Raw genomic sequence first — 16671 nt, 5'->3', positions numbered from 1 at the left:
AGTAGGGAGGCGGCCGCTGTACAGCGGCCGCCCCTTTTTTATCGGTTTGGACTCCTCCGGAAGCGCTGCCTTTCCGGCCGGAGGGGGCGGGCCGTTCGCTGCGGCGCTTCGGCCGGCGACCGTACGGCACAGGAGGTGCATCGGGCGGTACGAAGCCGTATGGTTACGGCAGGGTATTTCCGGATTTGTAGAAGTCGGCCGTGTGGGGCGGATAGTATTTTTGACGCGGAAGGATGGCACATGAATGACGGGGTGCCGGCCCTTCCCGCTGCGGGCTGTGCGCGGAGACCGGCTTTTTCATTTTAACTATCGATATATGAACTGGGATATAATCAAAACCGCGGTGGCGGCCTTTTTCGGGGCCTGCATCGCTACGCTCCAGCCTGTGCACAATGCCATGCTGTTGCTGCTCATTTTCGCTGCATGCGACATTCTTTTCGGCATTCTGGCCGGCCTTATCGCCGCCAGGGAGAGGTTCAGTTTCAAGAAATTCATCCTTGCGGCGGGATACCTGCTGGTCTATCTCGGCATCGTCGTAATGGTGTATGCAGTCGGAAAATATCAGGACGATACGCAGGAGGCGCTCTATGTGGTGAAGGTAATCACCTATGTATTCATCTATTTCTACTCCTCCAACATCCTCAAGAATCTGCATCTGCTGATGCCCGATAATCCGGTGATACGCTTCCTTGACTATTTCATCGGCCTGCAGTTCACCCGGAAAGTGGCCTGGCTGGAGGAGTTCCTGAAGAAGGAGCAGCAGGGAGCCGGAGCGGACGGCACGGAGGATGACGCGGTCCCCGAAGGAGTCGGAGCGCCGTCGGACGAAGCGGACAGGCGGGAAGAAAGGGGGTGATGTGTCATGGGAAAGTATTTTACGGTCGAGGAGCTCTGTGTGTCCGCCGTGGCCCGTTCTCGCGGTATCGACAATACGCCCCCGCCGCAGGCCGTAGCGGCGTTGCACGACCTTATCGGCCATCTGCTCGACCCGCTTCGAGAAGCGTGGGGCGGGCCGGTCGCGGTGAACAGCGGCTACCGTTCTCCGGCACTGAATGCAGCGGTGGGCGGGGCGCCCCGTTCCCGGCATATGTACGGCGAGGCGGCGGATATCACCGTGGGGAGCCCGTCCGCCAATGCCGCGCTGTTCGCTCTGCTGGAGAGCGGCGGGTTCGATTTCGACCAACTGATAGACGAGCGCGGCTATGCGTGGCTGCATGTTTCGTGGTGCAGGACGAATCGCCGGCAGGTGCTGCATCTGTGAGGGTCGCCTCGTCGTACTGTTGCGGATGGCGGCGGTCGGAGAGAGGCATTGCGGCCGGAGGGGTGCTGCGGATGATGGCCTTATGATTGGAAAAGGTATGAAACGATTTTTTGCATTTGCATTGGCGGCGCTGGTGCTGCTCTCCGGATGCTGTCCGGGGCGGACAGCCCTTTCGCCGTCGGTATCCGACAGCCTTCAGGTAGAACGGGAGGTGCGGTATGTCGAGAAGCTGCGGGATACGGTCATCTATGTCGAGGTGCCCGTGGAGAGCAGGATGGTGCGGGTGGCGGCCGACAGCTCCTTCCTCGAAACCTCTCTGGCAACCTCGTCGGCCCGTGTCGCTGCCGACGGTACCCTCTCCCATACCCTTGAAAACAAGCCCCAGCGCCAACCCGTTGGGGTGACCGTTCGGGATACCTTCGAGCGGGAGAGCGAGCTTTCCGGCAGTGTCCGCACCGAGCGGGTGGAGGTACCGGTGAAGGTGCCGCTGTCGTGGTTTCAGAAGAGCCTGATGGGCTGCGGTCTCTTCGCCCTGGCGTTCGGTGTCGGGTGGGCGGTGTTCCGTATCGTGCGACGAAGGTTCGGACGGTAACGGCTGGCCCGTTCCTCCCGGTTCGGAACCGCATCCGGCCGGACGTCTCTTCTGCCGATAGCTGCGTCGCGCCCTTCGTGAAGGCTCCGCCGGTGTCCCGTGCACCGGCGGAGCTTTTGTGCGGCCTTGTCTTCGTTCTTACGGAGCTGTCGGACGGTTGCGGCTGTGTCTCAGTATGTTATTAATATATTTATGTTAATATAAAATAATTGTATTTTATATTGAAAAATAATGTATTTTTGTGGTGGTGCTGCATGGACGGAGTGATTTGCGGCGGACGATAAAACGGAGAGACGGAGATGAAGACGGATTTGTCGGAAAAACTCAGGATATTGGCCGAATCGGCGAAATACGATGTGTCGTGTTCGTCGGGCGGAGTTCGCCGGCGGGGGATGGACGGGGCGCCGGGCAGTACGGGGTCGTGGGGCGTGTGCCACAGTTTCACGGAGGATGGCCGTTGCGTGTCGCTGTTCAAGATAATGCTGACCAACTTCTGCATATACGACTGTGCCTACTGTATCAACCGGCGTCGCAACGACCGGCCGCGTACGATGCTTTCTACGGCGGAGCTGGTCGGACTGACCATGGAGTTCTACCGCCGTAACTATATCGAGGGGCTTTTCCTCAGTTCCGGTGTGGTGCGCAGTCCCGATTATACGATGGAGCGGATGCTGCGCGTGGTGAAGGAGCTCCGTACCGTACACCGTTTCGGGGGATATATCCACATGAAGAGCATACCGGGTTCGAGCCGGGAGCTGGTGATGGAGGCGGGCCGGTATGCCGACAGGCTGAGCGTGAACGTTGAGATTCCGACGGAGGCCAATCTCCGGCTGCTCGCCCCCGACAAGAGCCGCGAAAGCATCTATACCCCCATGTCTTTCATCCATCAGGGGGTGATAGCCGGTGCTGAGGAGCGCCGTCTGTTCCGCAGCGCTCCTCCGTTTGCTCCGGCCGGGCAGAGTACGCAGATGATAGTGGGGGCGACGGACGAACGCGACAGCGAGATACTCCGTCTCTCGTCGCAGCTCTACCGTGTCAAGGGGATGCGGCGGGTTTACTATTCCGGTTTCGTACCGGTGAATTCTTACGACAAGCGATTGCCCTCCGTCGGGAGTGCTCCGCTGGTGCGTGAGAACCGTCTTTATCAGGCCGATTGGCTGATGCGTTTTTACGGTTTTACGGCGGCTGAAATCGCGGACGACGCCCATCCCGACCTCGACCTGGAGATAGACCCCAAGCTGGCATGGGCGCTTCGCCATCCGGAAATTTTTCCGGTGGATGTCAACCGGGCGGAATACGGCTTGATACTGCGTGTGCCTGGCATCGGTGTGAAGTCGGCCCGGATGATAGTGACAGCCCGTCGCAGCGGGCGTATTACGGCGGATGCGATGGCACGGATGGGGGTGGTAATGAAGAAGGCGCGCTACTTCGTGACCTGCGGCGGAGTGCCGGCAGGGGCATGTATCGCCGATATGACGCCGGAACGGGTACGCAGGACACTCGTCCCCCGACAGAGGTGCCGGACGACTGCCGGGCAGTTGTCGTTCGCCTTTCCCGAATGACCGTTGCGGAGGGGCGGACGGCTGCGACGCGTGACGGATACGGAATATGGTTAAACATCTGAATATATGAGTGCGGTATTTCATGTTATTGATAGGGAGGAGTGGGAGAGAAGCGCGCATTTCGATTACTATTACAGGCAGGTCAAGGCGCGTTACAACATTTCCTCCGACGTGGATATCACGGCGCTCCTCGATTTCCGCGGGGAGCACGGATTGAAATTTTTCCCCGTGATGCTTTATGCCATCATGCGGGCCGTAAATCGCAACCGGGAGTTCCGGATGGGATTCGATGAGGAGGGACGGCTCGGCTATTGGGACGAAGTGGTTCCCTCCTATACCCTGTTTCATCCGGAGGACAATACCTTTACAGATGTATGGAGCGAATACGACAGCGGATTCGGAACGTTCTATCGGACGGTGACCGGGGATATGGAGCGTTACGGCAAGGTTCGCGGGGTGATAAAGGCCCGTCCCGGCCAGCCCCGGAATTTTTGTCCCGTGTCGTGTCTGCCGTGGCTCAGTTTTACGTCGTTTTCGCAGGATACCTATACGGACAGTCCCTTCCTGTTTCCGCTCATCCGGTTCGGCAGGTATTTCCGCCGCGATGGCCGCATGTGGCTGCCGCTGTCCGTATTCGTAAGTCATGCTGCTGCAGACGGTTATCATACATGCCGGCTTATCAACGATATACAGGAGATTGCGGCCCGGCCCGAGCTGTGGCCCGAAGGGCCGGAAACGGGAGACCCGGCCGGCGGACGGGGGAAACGATGAGGACGTTCGTTTACGACAGAAGTTTCGAGGGGCTGCTGACCGCGGTTTTTCATGCCTATGCGCGCAGGGAGTTTCCCGATTTTCTGGCGGTGGAAGGGGAACCCGGCCCTTTGTTCGTCGAGGAGAGATTCCGTGTCGTGACCGATGAGGTTCTTGCCGCGCGGGTTTGGAGGGGGCTGGAGCAGCGTGCGGGAAAGGGCGTCTGCAATATGGTGCTTTGCGTGTGGCTCTCGGAAGAGGAGGGGGCCGATATGCTCCTGTTCCGGTATCTGTGTCGGATATTCGGGAGTCCGCACGGTGTGGAGTACGACTTTACGGACAGTGCGGTACTTCGGATGAAGCAGACGGCGTGCAGGGTGGCGAAGGAGGGGCACCGGCTCATGCAGTTCGTGCGTTTCCAGAAGGCGGCCGATGGCAGCTATTTTGCACCCGTATCGCCGCGGTATAATGCACTGCCTCTGACGGTAGCTCATTTCCGCGAACGTTTTTCCGACCAGTGCTGGCTGATATGCGATATGAGGCGCGGATACGGTTACGGGTACGACCTGCATTCCCTGCGTGAGGTGGAGTTTCAGCCCGACGGCCGCCTGGCGGACGGGAGGCTGCCCGCCTCCATGGCTGCCGAAGGCGAAGAGGTCTGCGGGGCGCTTTGGCGGATTTATTACGGTGCACTGACGATAAGGGAACGGCTGAATCCGAAACAGCAGCGCCGTTGCATGCCGGTGCGTTATTGGAAGTATATGACCGAACATTGGTGATGTTCCGTATTTCGGTACCGGTGCGTCGTTCTTGCGGTCTGCTGCGGTATCGGTCATTCGCAGCAATGAGGGGAGTTTGCGGCCGCAAACTCCCCTCGATAGGAATGGCAGTTTCTTCTATGTGGTATCCCGGTTTCAAGGAGACCGGGCCTGTCGAACCGCATGCGTGCGGTTGATACCGGCCTCTCCCGTCGTTTCGGAGGTCAGTTGTCGCCGCAGAGGGCTGCGGCGAGTGCTTCCGTTCCTTCCGCCCCCGGCAGTCCGGGGTAGGCTTCGTTCAGGGCTCGAAGAAACGCTTCCCGGGAGGTGTGCTCTGCCAACAGGTGCCGGACGTTCTCCAGATAGTCGATTTTGAACCGGACGGCATCGGCGTCGGCTGCGCCTCCGTGTCCTCCGATAAAGAGGGTGGCTCCCGATGCGAGTGCTTTCCGGGCCTCGGCTATTTCCGCGTCAACTGCGGCCGGGGAGGAGATTTGCAGGGAGCTGGGGTGTGCTTTTGCCGGAGCCCAGTGGGTATAGTACACCTTTCCGCCTATCAGGATGCTTGCTCCGGGAAAGTCGGTGGAGGCACCGCGTTCGAACCGGAAGGGAATGCCGGCCCATGTATGGGTGGAGCCGAAGGCGGCTTCACTGACCGAACCGGTGGGAAGGTCGGCCAGCGCATTGCCGAAGGTTGCGGCGAATCCCTGCATCATGCCTCCGTAGATTTCTCCTTTCGTAAACTCCGGCATCCCTTCCGCCATGACGGTGGCGTGGTCGCCGGTTCCTCCCACATGGTAGTCTGTGATGCGCCGTACGACCGGTTTGCCGAGGCTGGCGAGGTAGCGGTCGAATTCGGCGACGTTGTCCCGGAACAGCGGCTGTTCCATCGTTACGAGTTCTTGCGTTCCCTCGATGATGTAGCTCGCGTCGCCGAGGGCGTCATTGGTATAATAGACGTGCAGTTTGAAATTGTCGAGGTCGTACACTTCGAAGCGTCCTTTGTCCTGTGCCATGGCTGTAATCGTTAAAAGGTTAAATAGAATGAACAATACTTTTTTCATCTCGGTACATGTTTGAAAGTTAATAATGGTATCTAAAAAATATTAAGTATCTTTTCGGATGCAAATATAATGCATCCTTGCATGTATGTCAAGTAGGTACTTGTTTTTCAGTTACTTACTTGCATGTGACCATTGTTGGAAATGAGCGGGTTGGCTGCCGTTTTTTGTGAATTTTTTTTACTTGCGGTAAAGAAGATGTATGCTTACTTTTGTAAACTGTAATTTGAAATGCGATTGTATGGACAGGATGAGTGTGGAGGATGCGTTGTTTCCGGGGTGCCCGATACGCAACGTGCTCGCCCGGATAGGCGACAAATGGTCGCTGCTGGTACTTTATACGCTTGACGGAGCGGAACCGATGCGTTTCGGGGCGCTGCGCAAAGCCATACCGGATATCTCCCAGAAGATGCTGACCGTTACGCTGCGGACGCTGGAAGAGGACGGTTATCTGACGCGGAGCATCTATCCGGAGGTTCCGCCTCGTGTGGAGTATGCGCTGACGGAGCGGGCCAAATCGCTGTTGCCGCATATCAACGGTCTGATTGCCTGGGCTATTGAAAATATGGATGCGATAAAAGGGGAACGGAAGGCTTCCCGCGAGGTGTAAGGTACGGGTCCGGACCGACAGCATCGTTTCATCCCCTTTCGGTTGGCCCTGTGACAATGAAGGCGCCCCGGCATGACTTACGCCGGGGCGCCTTTTCGATTTATTTTTTCTGTCTTTCCGTTAATCGGCTTCCGAATAGGTCAGGGCATCGGACAACATCTCCGGATTGACGAAATCTTTCAATATCACCTTTTTGTCCCTGTCGAGCAGGTAAAGGCTCGGAATCGCCCGCAGGTCGTAGAGTTCTTTTTCGTTAATCTCCTGCGCTTCGTCGCAGGCATTTATCCATGTGTCGGGAATTTCGTTCGCATGGGCCACCCATTCGGCCATGTCGGTATCGGGGTAGAGGGCGATTATCCGGAGTTTGCCGGATGCCAGCATCCCCGCCGCCGGTTCCCGGGCTGTTACCGAGACGATTCCCTGGCGCACTTCCCGGCATGCCGGGCATCCCAGATTGTGGAAAAAGAGCAGTACGTAATCGGCGTCTATGCCGTACAGGGTGCCGTGTCCGCCTTTTCCGGTCGTGAAGGAAAAGTCTGCGGCCCGGTCGCCCGGTCTGTTCTTCAGGGCCATCCGGAGCCGCTCGCGCGGGGCTACCTTATATATATCTTCGAGGTCGGGGTCGGCTATCTGCTCTTCGAGCACAGTGATGTAGAGCTCTTCGTTGCGCAGCGGAGAGTTGGGGTCGTAAAGGTATTTGTCGGCGAGCCCTGTCATCAGGTCGTAGACGTCGGGGACGGCCTCTTCGCCGAGACGCTGCATCAACCGGGCTACCGCCTGTTTCGACAGTTCCATGTCGGGATAGAGGGAGGCGACTGTGATGAAACGTGCGAAAGCCTCCTCCATGGTCTCCGCGGCTTCCGTCCACGATTCGTCCGAGAAGTCCACTCCGTCCCAGAAGTGCATCAGCACATAACCGGCTTCTTCCTCTTCTCCGTTCAGGTAGGTCGGTATCTCAGGATACGGTACGGAAAGTTTTGCTGTTGCGGCGCATTCTCCCGCAGGGAGAGAGGCGGGCGTACCGGCTTTCAGGGCCGTCCGGCGTCCGCATGCCATGCAGGCTGCGGCGGCCATCGCTATTATCGCTGTTTTTCTCCACATGGATCTCCTGTTTCGGTTCTCGGCAAAGATAACCGTTTGGCGGCGGCTCTCCAAGAAAGGAAGCGGGCAAAGAGACGCTTCCGCCCCCTTACTTTCGCTCCGAAAAGATACCTGGCCGTCGCTGTGGTTTCCTGTTCATCCAGATTTATTCCCGTTTCGACGATATATTGTTGCATGTGACCGCTGCCCGGATTACATTTGCGGTATTCGGCCGAAAATGTACGTTGAGGATGCGTACAACGAGGGTTGGCCGCGTTTATTGTCCGGCGGACGAATTATTTAAAAAAATTAAAAAAACGGAATAAAACGCGAAAACTTTTTTTGTTTTTATAGTTTTCGCCGTACATTTGTCCCTGCAAAAGGGGGATGAATATGGAGATTAAGGAGAGGGTGATAACCGAGGCCACGCGGATGTTTTCCGAGATGGGAATCAAGTCTGTGCGTATGGACGACATCGCTGTCGCCTGCGGCATATCCAAGCGGACGCTGTACGAGAATTTCGCCGACCGGGAAGACCTCGTCAGGCAGTCGATATACTACCATCTCAGGAGGCACGAGGAGGAGATGCTCGGACAGATGAAGGCCGCGTCGAACGTCATAGACGAGTTCTGGATAATGTTCGGCCACAGTTCCGAGTTCAGGGCATCGACCAAACTGGTGGTGCTCGACCTCATCAAGTACTATCCGCAGATATTCGATGAGGTGATGCGCAATCACCACGAAACGATTGTCCGCAACAACGAACAGCGGCTGCGGAAAGGCATTGAGCAGGGGCTTTTCCTGCGATGTATCGATACGGAATTGATGGCACGGAGCCTCACGCGATACCTGTATGGTCTGCACCGGGATTTTTCCGATGTCGTCATTTCCGCCCATGTGGATGATAATAAACCGGAGCCGCGTCCGTTACAACTTGCGATAATGTTCTTTCTGAGGGGGATAACTACCGAGAAGGGAAGGGAGTACATAGACGGGAATATTTTGAAAGGGATAGAATAAACAAAAGAAAATCAGGTTAGTGATGAAAAGAGTATTTTTAGCAGCCCTTGCATCGTGTGCCGCCGCCGTACTCGGCGCGCAGGAGCCGACGCAACCGCAAACTATTACGCTTACCCTCGACCAGGCGATAGAGATAGCGCTGAACGAGAATCCGACGATACGAATCGCCGACATGGAGATAGAGCGTCAGGATTATGTCCGGAAGGAGACCGTAGGCAACCTGCTCCCGTCGCTTTCGGGGTCGGGACAGTACAGTTATGCCATCATCAAGCAGAAGATGTCCAAGAGCGGGCTTTCGTTCGGAGCCGACAATACGGTGACCGTCGCCGCTAACCTGAACGTGCCCCTTTTCGTTCCGTCAGTGTATGCTTCCCTGAAACTCAACGATGCCCAGATTGCGGAGGCGGTGGAGTCGGCGCGTTCTTCACGGGTGAACATGGTCAATGAGGTGCGGAAGGCATACTACAACATGCTGCTTCTGCAGGAGTCGCTGGACGTGCTGCGCGAGAGCGAGAAAATCATGCAGGAGACGGTCGATAACACCCGGATGATGTACGAGGCCGAACTCGGTTCCGAGTACGACTACATCACCGCGCAGTCCAACCTGAGCGCCATCATGCCGAATATCATCCAGACGGAGGGGTCGATAGAGGTGGCGGACCTCTACATGCACATGTTGCTGAGTCTGCCGAACGACGTGGAGATAACATTTGTCGGTGACCTCGATTACTATTCGGAAGACATTGTCAACAGTACGGGGTATTACTCCACGGATGTCAGCAACAACAGCGACCTGAAGCTGCTCGACATACAGGAGCGGATGCTGGAGGCCCAGTTGAAGATGACCAATGCGCAGCGTATCCCGACCGTTTCCGCTTTCGGTTCGCTGAGTCTTTACGGAAACGACATGCCGGAGATTAACTTCGGCGATTTGGGAGGGGGCAGCCAGGTTGCCGGCTCATCCAAACAGTTCTGGTGGCAGTACCCGGCGAGTGTGGGCGTCTCCATCTCCATACCGATATTCTCGGGAAACAAGATAAACAACCAGGCCAAGCAGGCCAAGATTGCCATCGACCAGCTCAAGATGCAGCGGGAATATATGGAGGAATCGACCGGCATGCAGGTGCGTACCGCCATCAGCAATCTCGTTACGGCACGCAGCAAGATGAAGGCGAACGAGACGGCCATGGCCCAGGCCCGGAAGGCGTACGACATCATGAATGCACGCTATACCGGCGGTGCGGGTACCATCCTCGAACTGAACTCTTCGCAACTGCAATTGACGCAGGCGCAGCTCAACTATACGCAGGCCATCTACGACTATCTCGCGGCCGAAGCCGATTACGAGAAGATAATCGGTTTGGATTATGTGCCCGAAACGGAGAGAACCGACAGCGTGTCCGGTGCGGACTATTCTGAAAATAAATGATAAATATATATTGGTGAATTATGAGAAAAAGTCTTTTAATCGCAGCGGCGATTGTGTCGGTAGTGGCTTTTACCGGCTGCAAGGGTAAGAACAAGACTGTGACCGGCGGGGGCGACGAAGCCGTCTCGGTGAAGATAGAGCAGTCCTACAAGGAGAAGGTGGCCCAGTCCGTGGATTTCACGGCCAATCTGGAGGCGTACAAACAGACGTATATCGTTCCTTCGATAACGGCCCGTATCGAGAAGCTGAACGTGGATGTCGGCGACAAGGTCAAGAAGGGCCAGATACTCGCCGAAATGGACAAGACGCAGTACAACACCAATGCCCTCCAGCTTGCCAATGCCGAACTCGATTTTGCAAGGATGAAGCCCGTATATGAGACGGGAGGGATTTCCAAGCAGGAGATAGATGCGGCCGAGACCAATATCAATGTCTTGAAGGAGACCGTATCGAATCTGGAGGAGAACGTAACGCTCCGCAGTCCGTTCGACGGCGTGGTAACGGCGCGTTACAACGAGGAGGGCGACCTCTTCTCCTCGATGAGCGGCACGGGTATCTATCAAGTGATGCAGATGAACCCGCTCAAGGCGTACGTCTTCGTGTCGGAGCAGTATTTTCCGCAGGTTTATATCGGGATGCCGGTAGAGGTGAAAGTGGACGTCTATCCGGACCAGGTATTCTCCGGTAAGGTGAGCCGTATCGCACCGGCCATCGACCCGACTTCGCGTACGTTCGAGGTGGAGGTAACCGTAGGTAACTCCGCACTGACACTCCGTCCGGGCATGTACGCCCGCACGACCTTCAACATGGGCGAGGTGGATAACGTGACCGTACTCGACGTGGCTATCCAGCGCCAGACGGGGACCAACGACAAGTATGTCTACGTCCTGAAGGACGACGGTACCGTAGAGAGCCGCTTCGTGACCACGGGCCGTCAGGTAGGTGACCGGATAGAGGTGCTCGCCGGTCTTGCCGAAGGGGAGAAGGTCGTTATCGCCGGTTCCGCCCGTCTGCTCGACGGCATGAAGGTGCAGGTCATCGAAGGAGCGCAGCAGTAGGCTTTCATCCGTCCGGGCGGTCGGCTGCCCGGACAATTCAAACACCAAACGAAACAAGGATAAACAATGAAGATATATGAGAGTGCGGTCAGGAAGCCTATTTCTACGGTCCTGATATTCCTGATGGTGATGATACTCGGTATTTTTTCGCTGAGCAACCTCGCCATCGACATGTATCCGGAGATGGATATGCCTACCATATCGGTCATCACGACCTACGAGGGGGCCAACGCTGCGGATATAGAGACCAACGTGACCCGTGTACTGGAAGACAATCTCAACACGGTGGATAACCTGAAGGATATTACCTCCAAATCGTCGGACAACTTTTCGCTCATTTCGCTCGAATTCGAATGGGGTACCGACCTCGATGTGGCGGCCAACGACATCCGGGACGCCATCGACCGGGTAAGCACGTTCCTGCCCGACGAAGTGGACAATCCTACACTGTACAAGTTCAGCAGTTCCATGATTCCGGTCATGGTGCTTTCGGTGACGGCCGACAAGAGCTATAACGGTCTTTACAAACTGTTGGACGACCAGCTCGTCAACCGCCTCAACCGTGTGAATGGCGTGGGTTCGGTCAGCATGATGGGTGCGCCGGAGCGCGAAATACAGGTCTATGTGGACCCGCGTAAGATGGAGGCTTACAACCTGACTGTCGAACAGCTCGGACAGGTGATAGCCGCCGAAAACGTCAATGTACCGGCCGGTACGATTGATATCGGCAACAACACCATCAATGTCAAGACCGACGGCGAGTTCAACTCCAGCGATGACCTTTACGGCATCCTCGTGACGAGTTACGGAGGCCGCGATATCTTCCTGCGCGACGTGGCCCAGATACGCGATACGATTGAAGAGGAGACGCTCGATGAGCGCATCAACGGCCGCAAGGGCGTGCGTGTCGTCGTACAGAAACAGGCCGGGGCGAATACCGTCAGCATTGTGGACCAGATAATGGAGACGCTGCCGTCCATTCAGAAGAATCTGCCGAATGACATCGAGATAAGCGTCCTGATGGACGGTTCGGAGAATATCCGTGACAGTATATCCTCGCTGACGGAGACCATCATGTTCGCCTTCATCTTCGTCATCCTCGTCGTCCTCGTGTTCCTGGGTAGGTGGCGGGCGACGCTGATTATCTGCGTGACGATACCTATCTCGCTACTCGCCGGTTTCATCTACCTCTATCTGACGGGCGGTACCATCAACATTATCTCGCTCAGTTCGCTCTCCATCGCCATCGGTATGGTCGTGGACGATGCCATCGTGGTACTGGAGAATATCACCACCCACATGGAAAAGGGCTCTTCGGCCAAGGAGGCGGCCATATACGGTACCAACGAGGTGTGGCTGTCGGTCATCGTGACGACACTGACGGTCGTTGCCGTGTTCCTGCCGCTTACGCTCGTGTCGGGCATGTCGGGTATCATGTTCCGGGAGCTCGGTTGGATGGTCTCCATCATCGTGACGATATCCACCCTGACGGCTATTTCGCTGACGCCTATGCTTTCGGCGAAGCTGCTCAAGGGCAACTACATGCATACGTATAAGGGACTCGGTGTGATATTCAAGCCGATTGACCGTTTCCTTGACAACCTCGACAACTGGTATGCATCCATCATTACGTGGGCCGTACGCCACCGGGCGGTCGTGATGTGCTCCGTGTTCGTCATCTTCCTGGTGGGATTGTTCGTGGCGACCAAAGTGCCGAGCGACTTCATGCCCGTGTCCGATAACGGCTCCATCAGCATGAAGGTCGAACTCGAACAGAATACGGGGCTCGAGTACACGAAGAAGATAGCGCGCCAGATAGATACGATGATATTCGAAATGTATCCCTATGTGGAACGCGTATCGGCCAGTGCCGGTTCCGCTTCGGAGACGACCGCTTTTTCGGCCATGAACACGTCGGGTTCGTACATCATTAACTATACGCTGAAATTCCCGAAGGCGCACGAGAGAGAGAAGTCGATATTCCTCATCAGCGACGAGCTGCGTGCCGAGCTGGCCAAGATACCTGAACTGAAACGGTTCACCGTAACGCCCGGCGGCGGTTCGGGCGGTGGCGGCGGTATCGGCAACGCCGCGAATGTGGAGGTCAAGGTATTCGGTTACGATTTCGATGAGACGAACGCCATTGCGGCCGACCTCAAGAGCAAGATGGAAAAGCTCGACGGTGCCCGCGACGTGATTATCTCCCGCGAGGACATGCGTCCCGAATACAACGTGAAGCTCGACCGCAACATGCTGGCTTACTACGGACTCAACACCGCGACCGTTTCGACCGCCATCCGTAACCGTATCAACGGATATACCGCCAGCAAATACCGCGAAGACGGCGACGAGTACGACATCATCGTGCGTTACGCCAAACCCTATCGTCTCTCGGTGCAGGATATAGAGGATATCATCCTTTACAACTCGTCGGGCAAGGCCATCCGGGTGGGTGACGTAGGTACTGTCGTTGAGGAGTTCGCTCCGCCTACCATCGAGCGTGAAGACCGTCAGCGAGTCGTTAAAGTTACCATGATGCTTGGCGACGGCGTCGCACTCGGTTCTGTGGTGGACGAGGTGAACGGGGTACTGGCCGACTACGTGCTTCCCGACGACGTATTCATCGAAGTGGGCGGTACGCTCGAAGACCAGCAGGAGTCGTTCGGCGACCTCATCGTGCTCTTCGTGCTGATAGTCATTCTGGTTTACGTGGTAATGGCCACCCAGTTCGAATCCTTCGTGAACCCCTTCATCATCATGATTACCATTCTGCTCGCCGTACCGGGCGTCTTCTTCGCCCTCTATCTGACAGGTACTTCGCTGAGCCTTATGGCCCTGCTGGGTGCGATTATGCTCGTCGGTATCGTGGTGAAGAGCGGTATCGTGATGGTGGACTATACGAATCTCCTGCGCGAGCGCGGCTACGGTATCAATCAGGCCGTGATAGCTGCCGGCAAGAGCCGTCTGCGTCCTGTGCTGATGACTTCGCTGACCACCATTCTCGGTATGTTCCCGATGGCGCTGAGTCTCGGCGAAGGTTCCGAGCTGTGGCAGCCGATGGGTGTGGCCGTCATCGGCGGTCTTACTTTCTCGACTATCCTCACACTCGTGGCCGTTCCGGTCATGTACTCGCTGTTCGGAGGTGCGGGCGTCAAGCGCCGCCGCCGGATGATGCGGGAAGCGTATATCAACGGCACTACGCCTGAAGCATAAACGAGATGCGTTCCGGCGGGGAGAAGATTCCCGCCGGACGTTCATCATAAACATAGAAAACGATGAAAGCACTGTTCATTTCATACAATATGACGCTTACCGAGCGTGTGGAGGGCCTGCTCGACCACTATACTGTCCGCGGCTTTACGCTTTTTCCGCTGACGCACGGGAGGGGGTCTTTCGACGGTGAGCCTCACATGGGCACGCATACGTGGCCGGCCATGAACTCCACCATCATTGCCATGGTCGAGGATGAGAAGATGCCGCGTGTGATGGAGGCCCTGCGCAAGCTGGAAAAAGAGACACAGATGCAGGGCATGAGGGCCTTCGTGTGGGATATCACCGATACCTTATAGCCTCTGTCTTCTTGAGTCGAAGGCGGCGGAAGTATATTTCCGCCGCCTTCGACGTATCCGGCAGCCCCAGGCAGGATACGGTGGCTGTCGTTTTCGAGCAGAATGAGCGATGTCGCCGAGATAAAATGAGGTGCCCGAATATGGAGAGGCCAAAAGACTGCTGAAGTTCCTCGACAACTTTCTGAACATATCGTCGGCGGAGATTCCTCCTACTTCTATACTGCGCGAATTCATAGGCGGCAGCAGTTTCAGGTATTGACTTTCGGCCGCAGACGAAGCGGACGGCAGGGAACGGATGTTCCGTAAGGTATATGAGAAGGCCGCAACCCGATGGTTGCGGCCTTCTCCTTTATTTTCGACCGGTACCTGCGGTCGGAGTCCGTGGATTAATCGGGAAGCTGCCTCCCGTTTACGTTGAGGCCGATAGAGCCGGAATATGTTCCAGTGAGCCTGTTGCCGATATCGTCCAGCAGGTCGAACTCGAAGACGTAGGAGTTCTCGAACCCTTCCATTTTGGTTACGGTAACGGTGCCCGAGATTATCGGTGCCGAGGCCGTGACGGTGTTTTCCTTATATTCCTGATACCAGAATCCCATGTATTTCGACCATACCGTTTCTCCCTCCGAGCCCTGTTCGATAGTCCACGGAGCTTTGTAAACTCCGCCCCCATCGGAATCGAGCGGTGCAGGAACGATTTTGTATTCCCCGTCGGGGAGGATGTACATGTCGTCGTCGTTCATCTCGATTCGTTCCGTGACGGGCATGAAGTGGAGCCGGTGTCCCGAACCTTCGATACCGCCCATGGAGGGCGTCACTCCGTCGGTCAGTATATTGATGTCCCATGTGCTTACGGGAATCATGGTGTCGTCGGGTGCATACGGCATCAGCGTGGAGTAACCGTGGTCGAAGTCCAGCGTCATGAGGTCGAGGTCGCCGGTCAGGGTAGAGAGATGGTCGGGTGCTCCGCCCTGGGAGACCGGGATGCGGAGTTCGGCCACCTCCTCCCGGTCGGCCGTAATGACGATGAAGCCCGAACGCGGTGCGCTGTCCGTATTACGCTGCGGAACCGCATTGATGTAATCCTCTGCCTGGTAGACGCTCAGCCAGGGAAGCGTGCTCCCGTCGTCATCGACGGCTTTTGCGCTCCACTGGACGTTTACGGCAGCGATGTTGATGACGGTTCCCGTATCGTTGTCGTATTCCCATGCGATGGGGCCTTCGGTATCGGCGGAGAGGGAGGGCGGAAGTACCTTCGCTTCCTGAACGATTACGATGGTTTTCGGGGAGGCGGCGGTATGCTGCGGCGTTACGACGACTTTGCCTGTCCTGCGCCGGGTTTCGGGGTTGTCTGAGACGGCGACGGTCAACTGCCCCTTCTCCTGCGTCAGCGTTACCCACCCCTGTGCGTCGTCATCGGATTCGGCTCTCCATTCCATGGATTCGGGTTCGGCGGTTACGGTCACCTGCTGAGGTGCGGCCCCTTCGGCCGGAAATGTCAGCGAGGCAGGTTCGACCGAAAGAGAGACTTGCGGCGGTTCGGGATTCGCCTCCTGCCTTACCGTGACGCTGCGGGCGGGAAGTTTGCTGTTGTCGGTCGCATCTATCCGGATTTGGCCTATCCGTTCTTCGGCCAGTTGGTTGTCCGAGACGGAGACGGTGAGCGTAGTGCCCTGTTGTGTTACAGAAAGCCACTCCTGCGAAACCGCCGGAACGGTGTATTCCCAGGTCACGTTGTTGGCGGTCACTGTAACGGTTTGGGATGCTGCCCCGACCGCGGTGAACGAGAGTTCGGTCGGCGATACGTTGAGGGAGCGTTCTTCCTGTTCGGTAGGCTGGCAAGCTGCGGCGAGGAGCAGTGCAGCGGCCCCCAATACTGTTTTTTTCATGTTGCTTTCTTCGATTTCGTTCGTTTGGAAAATGT

Annotated in this window: 15 protein-coding genes and 1 pseudogene; 13 read left to right on the top strand and 3 right to left on the bottom strand. The window is 56.6% G+C overall.

Annotated features, from left to right (window positions below; genetic code table 11):
• The first annotated feature begins 316 nt into the window (after positions 1-316).
• The 6 genes from BQ5361_RS05935 to BQ5361_RS05910 all read left to right on the top strand — a co-directional run bounded on the left by BQ5361_RS05935 (position 317) and on the right by BQ5361_RS05910 (position 4944).
• Positions 317-856 carry a phage holin family protein gene (locus tag BQ5361_RS05935; protein WP_161940435.1) on the top strand — a complete coding sequence of 180 codons (540 nt, stop codon included), beginning with the start codon at positions 317-319 and terminating at the stop codon, positions 854-856.
• 6 nt (positions 857-862) lie between these two features.
• A complete protein-coding gene (locus BQ5361_RS05930) occupies positions 863-1261 on the top strand; it encodes a D-Ala-D-Ala carboxypeptidase family metallohydrolase (protein ID WP_022064418.1) in 399 nt (132 codons plus the stop codon).
• A 97-nt stretch (positions 1262-1358) separates the two neighbouring features.
• Positions 1359-1853, top strand: coding sequence for a hypothetical protein (locus BQ5361_RS05925; protein WP_071424976.1), 495 nt, complete (start codon positions 1359-1361; stop codon positions 1851-1853).
• A 299-nt stretch (positions 1854-2152) separates the two neighbouring features.
• Positions 2153-3415, top strand: coding sequence for a putative DNA modification/repair radical SAM protein (locus tag BQ5361_RS05920; protein ID WP_035472598.1), 1263 nt, complete (start codon positions 2153-2155; stop codon positions 3413-3415).
• A 66-nt stretch (positions 3416-3481) separates the two neighbouring features.
• A complete protein-coding gene (locus BQ5361_RS05915; RefSeq protein WP_046445175.1) occupies positions 3482-4186 on the top strand; it encodes a CatA-like O-acetyltransferase in 705 nt (234 codons plus the stop codon).
• Positions 4183-4944 carry a TIGR03915 family putative DNA repair protein gene (locus tag BQ5361_RS05910; protein WP_035472596.1) on the top strand — a complete coding sequence of 254 codons (762 nt, stop codon included), beginning with the start codon at positions 4183-4185 and terminating at the stop codon, positions 4942-4944. The genes BQ5361_RS05915 and BQ5361_RS05910 overlap by 4 nt, the downstream gene beginning before the upstream one ends.
• Positions 4945-5147: 203 nt before the next feature.
• Here BQ5361_RS05910 and BQ5361_RS05905 read toward each other — a convergent pair whose 3' ends face one another.
• Positions 5148-5987: a hypothetical protein gene (locus BQ5361_RS05905; protein ID WP_022064413.1), complete on the bottom strand. Its 840-nt coding sequence runs from the start codon at positions 5985-5987 to the stop codon at positions 5148-5150.
• A gap of 238 nt (positions 5988-6225) precedes the next feature.
• On the opposite strand from BQ5361_RS05905, the gene BQ5361_RS05900 reads away from it, so the two are divergent.
• Complete coding sequence (locus BQ5361_RS05900) at positions 6226-6594, top strand: winged helix-turn-helix transcriptional regulator (RefSeq protein WP_022064412.1); 369 nt, start codon at positions 6226-6228, stop codon at positions 6592-6594.
• A gap of 120 nt (positions 6595-6714) precedes the next feature.
• Here the strand turns inward: BQ5361_RS05900 and BQ5361_RS05895 are convergent, their stop codons facing one another.
• Positions 6715-7695 carry a DUF5106 domain-containing protein gene (locus BQ5361_RS05895; RefSeq protein WP_081976808.1) on the bottom strand — a complete coding sequence of 327 codons (981 nt, stop codon included), beginning with the start codon at positions 7693-7695 and terminating at the stop codon, positions 6715-6717.
• Positions 7696-8067: 372 nt separating this feature from the next.
• Between BQ5361_RS05895 and BQ5361_RS05890 the strand changes: the two genes are divergently transcribed.
• From BQ5361_RS05890 to BQ5361_RS10865, 6 genes and pseudogenes are all read left to right on the top strand, one after another.
• Complete coding sequence (locus tag BQ5361_RS05890; protein ID WP_022064410.1) at positions 8068-8694, top strand: TetR/AcrR family transcriptional regulator; 627 nt, start codon at positions 8068-8070, stop codon at positions 8692-8694.
• Between the two features lie 22 nt (positions 8695-8716).
• Positions 8717-10123 carry a TolC family protein gene (locus BQ5361_RS05885; protein ID WP_022064409.1) on the top strand — a complete coding sequence of 469 codons (1407 nt, stop codon included), beginning with the start codon at positions 8717-8719 and terminating at the stop codon, positions 10121-10123.
• Positions 10124-10143: 20 nt separating this feature from the next.
• Positions 10144-11181 carry an efflux RND transporter periplasmic adaptor subunit gene (locus BQ5361_RS05880; protein WP_022064408.1) on the top strand — a complete coding sequence of 346 codons (1038 nt, stop codon included), beginning with the start codon at positions 10144-10146 and terminating at the stop codon, positions 11179-11181.
• A 66-nt stretch (positions 11182-11247) separates the two neighbouring features.
• The gene (locus BQ5361_RS05875) at positions 11248-14394 is read left to right on the top strand and encodes an efflux RND transporter permease subunit (RefSeq protein ID WP_035472590.1); all 3147 of its coding nucleotides are present in this window, start codon (positions 11248-11250) and stop codon (positions 14392-14394) included.
• A 62-nt stretch (positions 14395-14456) separates the two neighbouring features.
• Positions 14457-14750 carry a PG0541 family transporter-associated protein gene (locus BQ5361_RS05870; protein WP_022064406.1) on the top strand — a complete coding sequence of 98 codons (294 nt, stop codon included), beginning with the start codon at positions 14457-14459 and terminating at the stop codon, positions 14748-14750.
• A 130-nt stretch (positions 14751-14880) separates the two neighbouring features.
• Positions 14881-15009 (top strand): annotated as a pseudogene (locus tag BQ5361_RS10865) (hypothetical protein); the annotation flags it as partial.
• A gap of 127 nt (positions 15010-15136) precedes the next feature.
• Here BQ5361_RS10865 and BQ5361_RS05865 read toward each other — a convergent pair.
• A complete protein-coding gene (locus tag BQ5361_RS05865) occupies positions 15137-16636 on the bottom strand; it encodes a BACON domain-containing protein (protein WP_035472588.1) in 1500 nt (499 codons plus the stop codon).
• Positions 16637-16671: the final 35 nt, after the last annotated feature.

The sequence above is a fragment of the Tidjanibacter massiliensis genome, from assembly GCF_900104605.1.
In the GTDB taxonomy this organism is placed as follows: Bacteria; Bacteroidota; Bacteroidia; order Bacteroidales; family Rikenellaceae; genus Tidjanibacter; species Tidjanibacter inops.
This window is presented reverse-complemented; position numbering and strand designations above follow the sequence as displayed.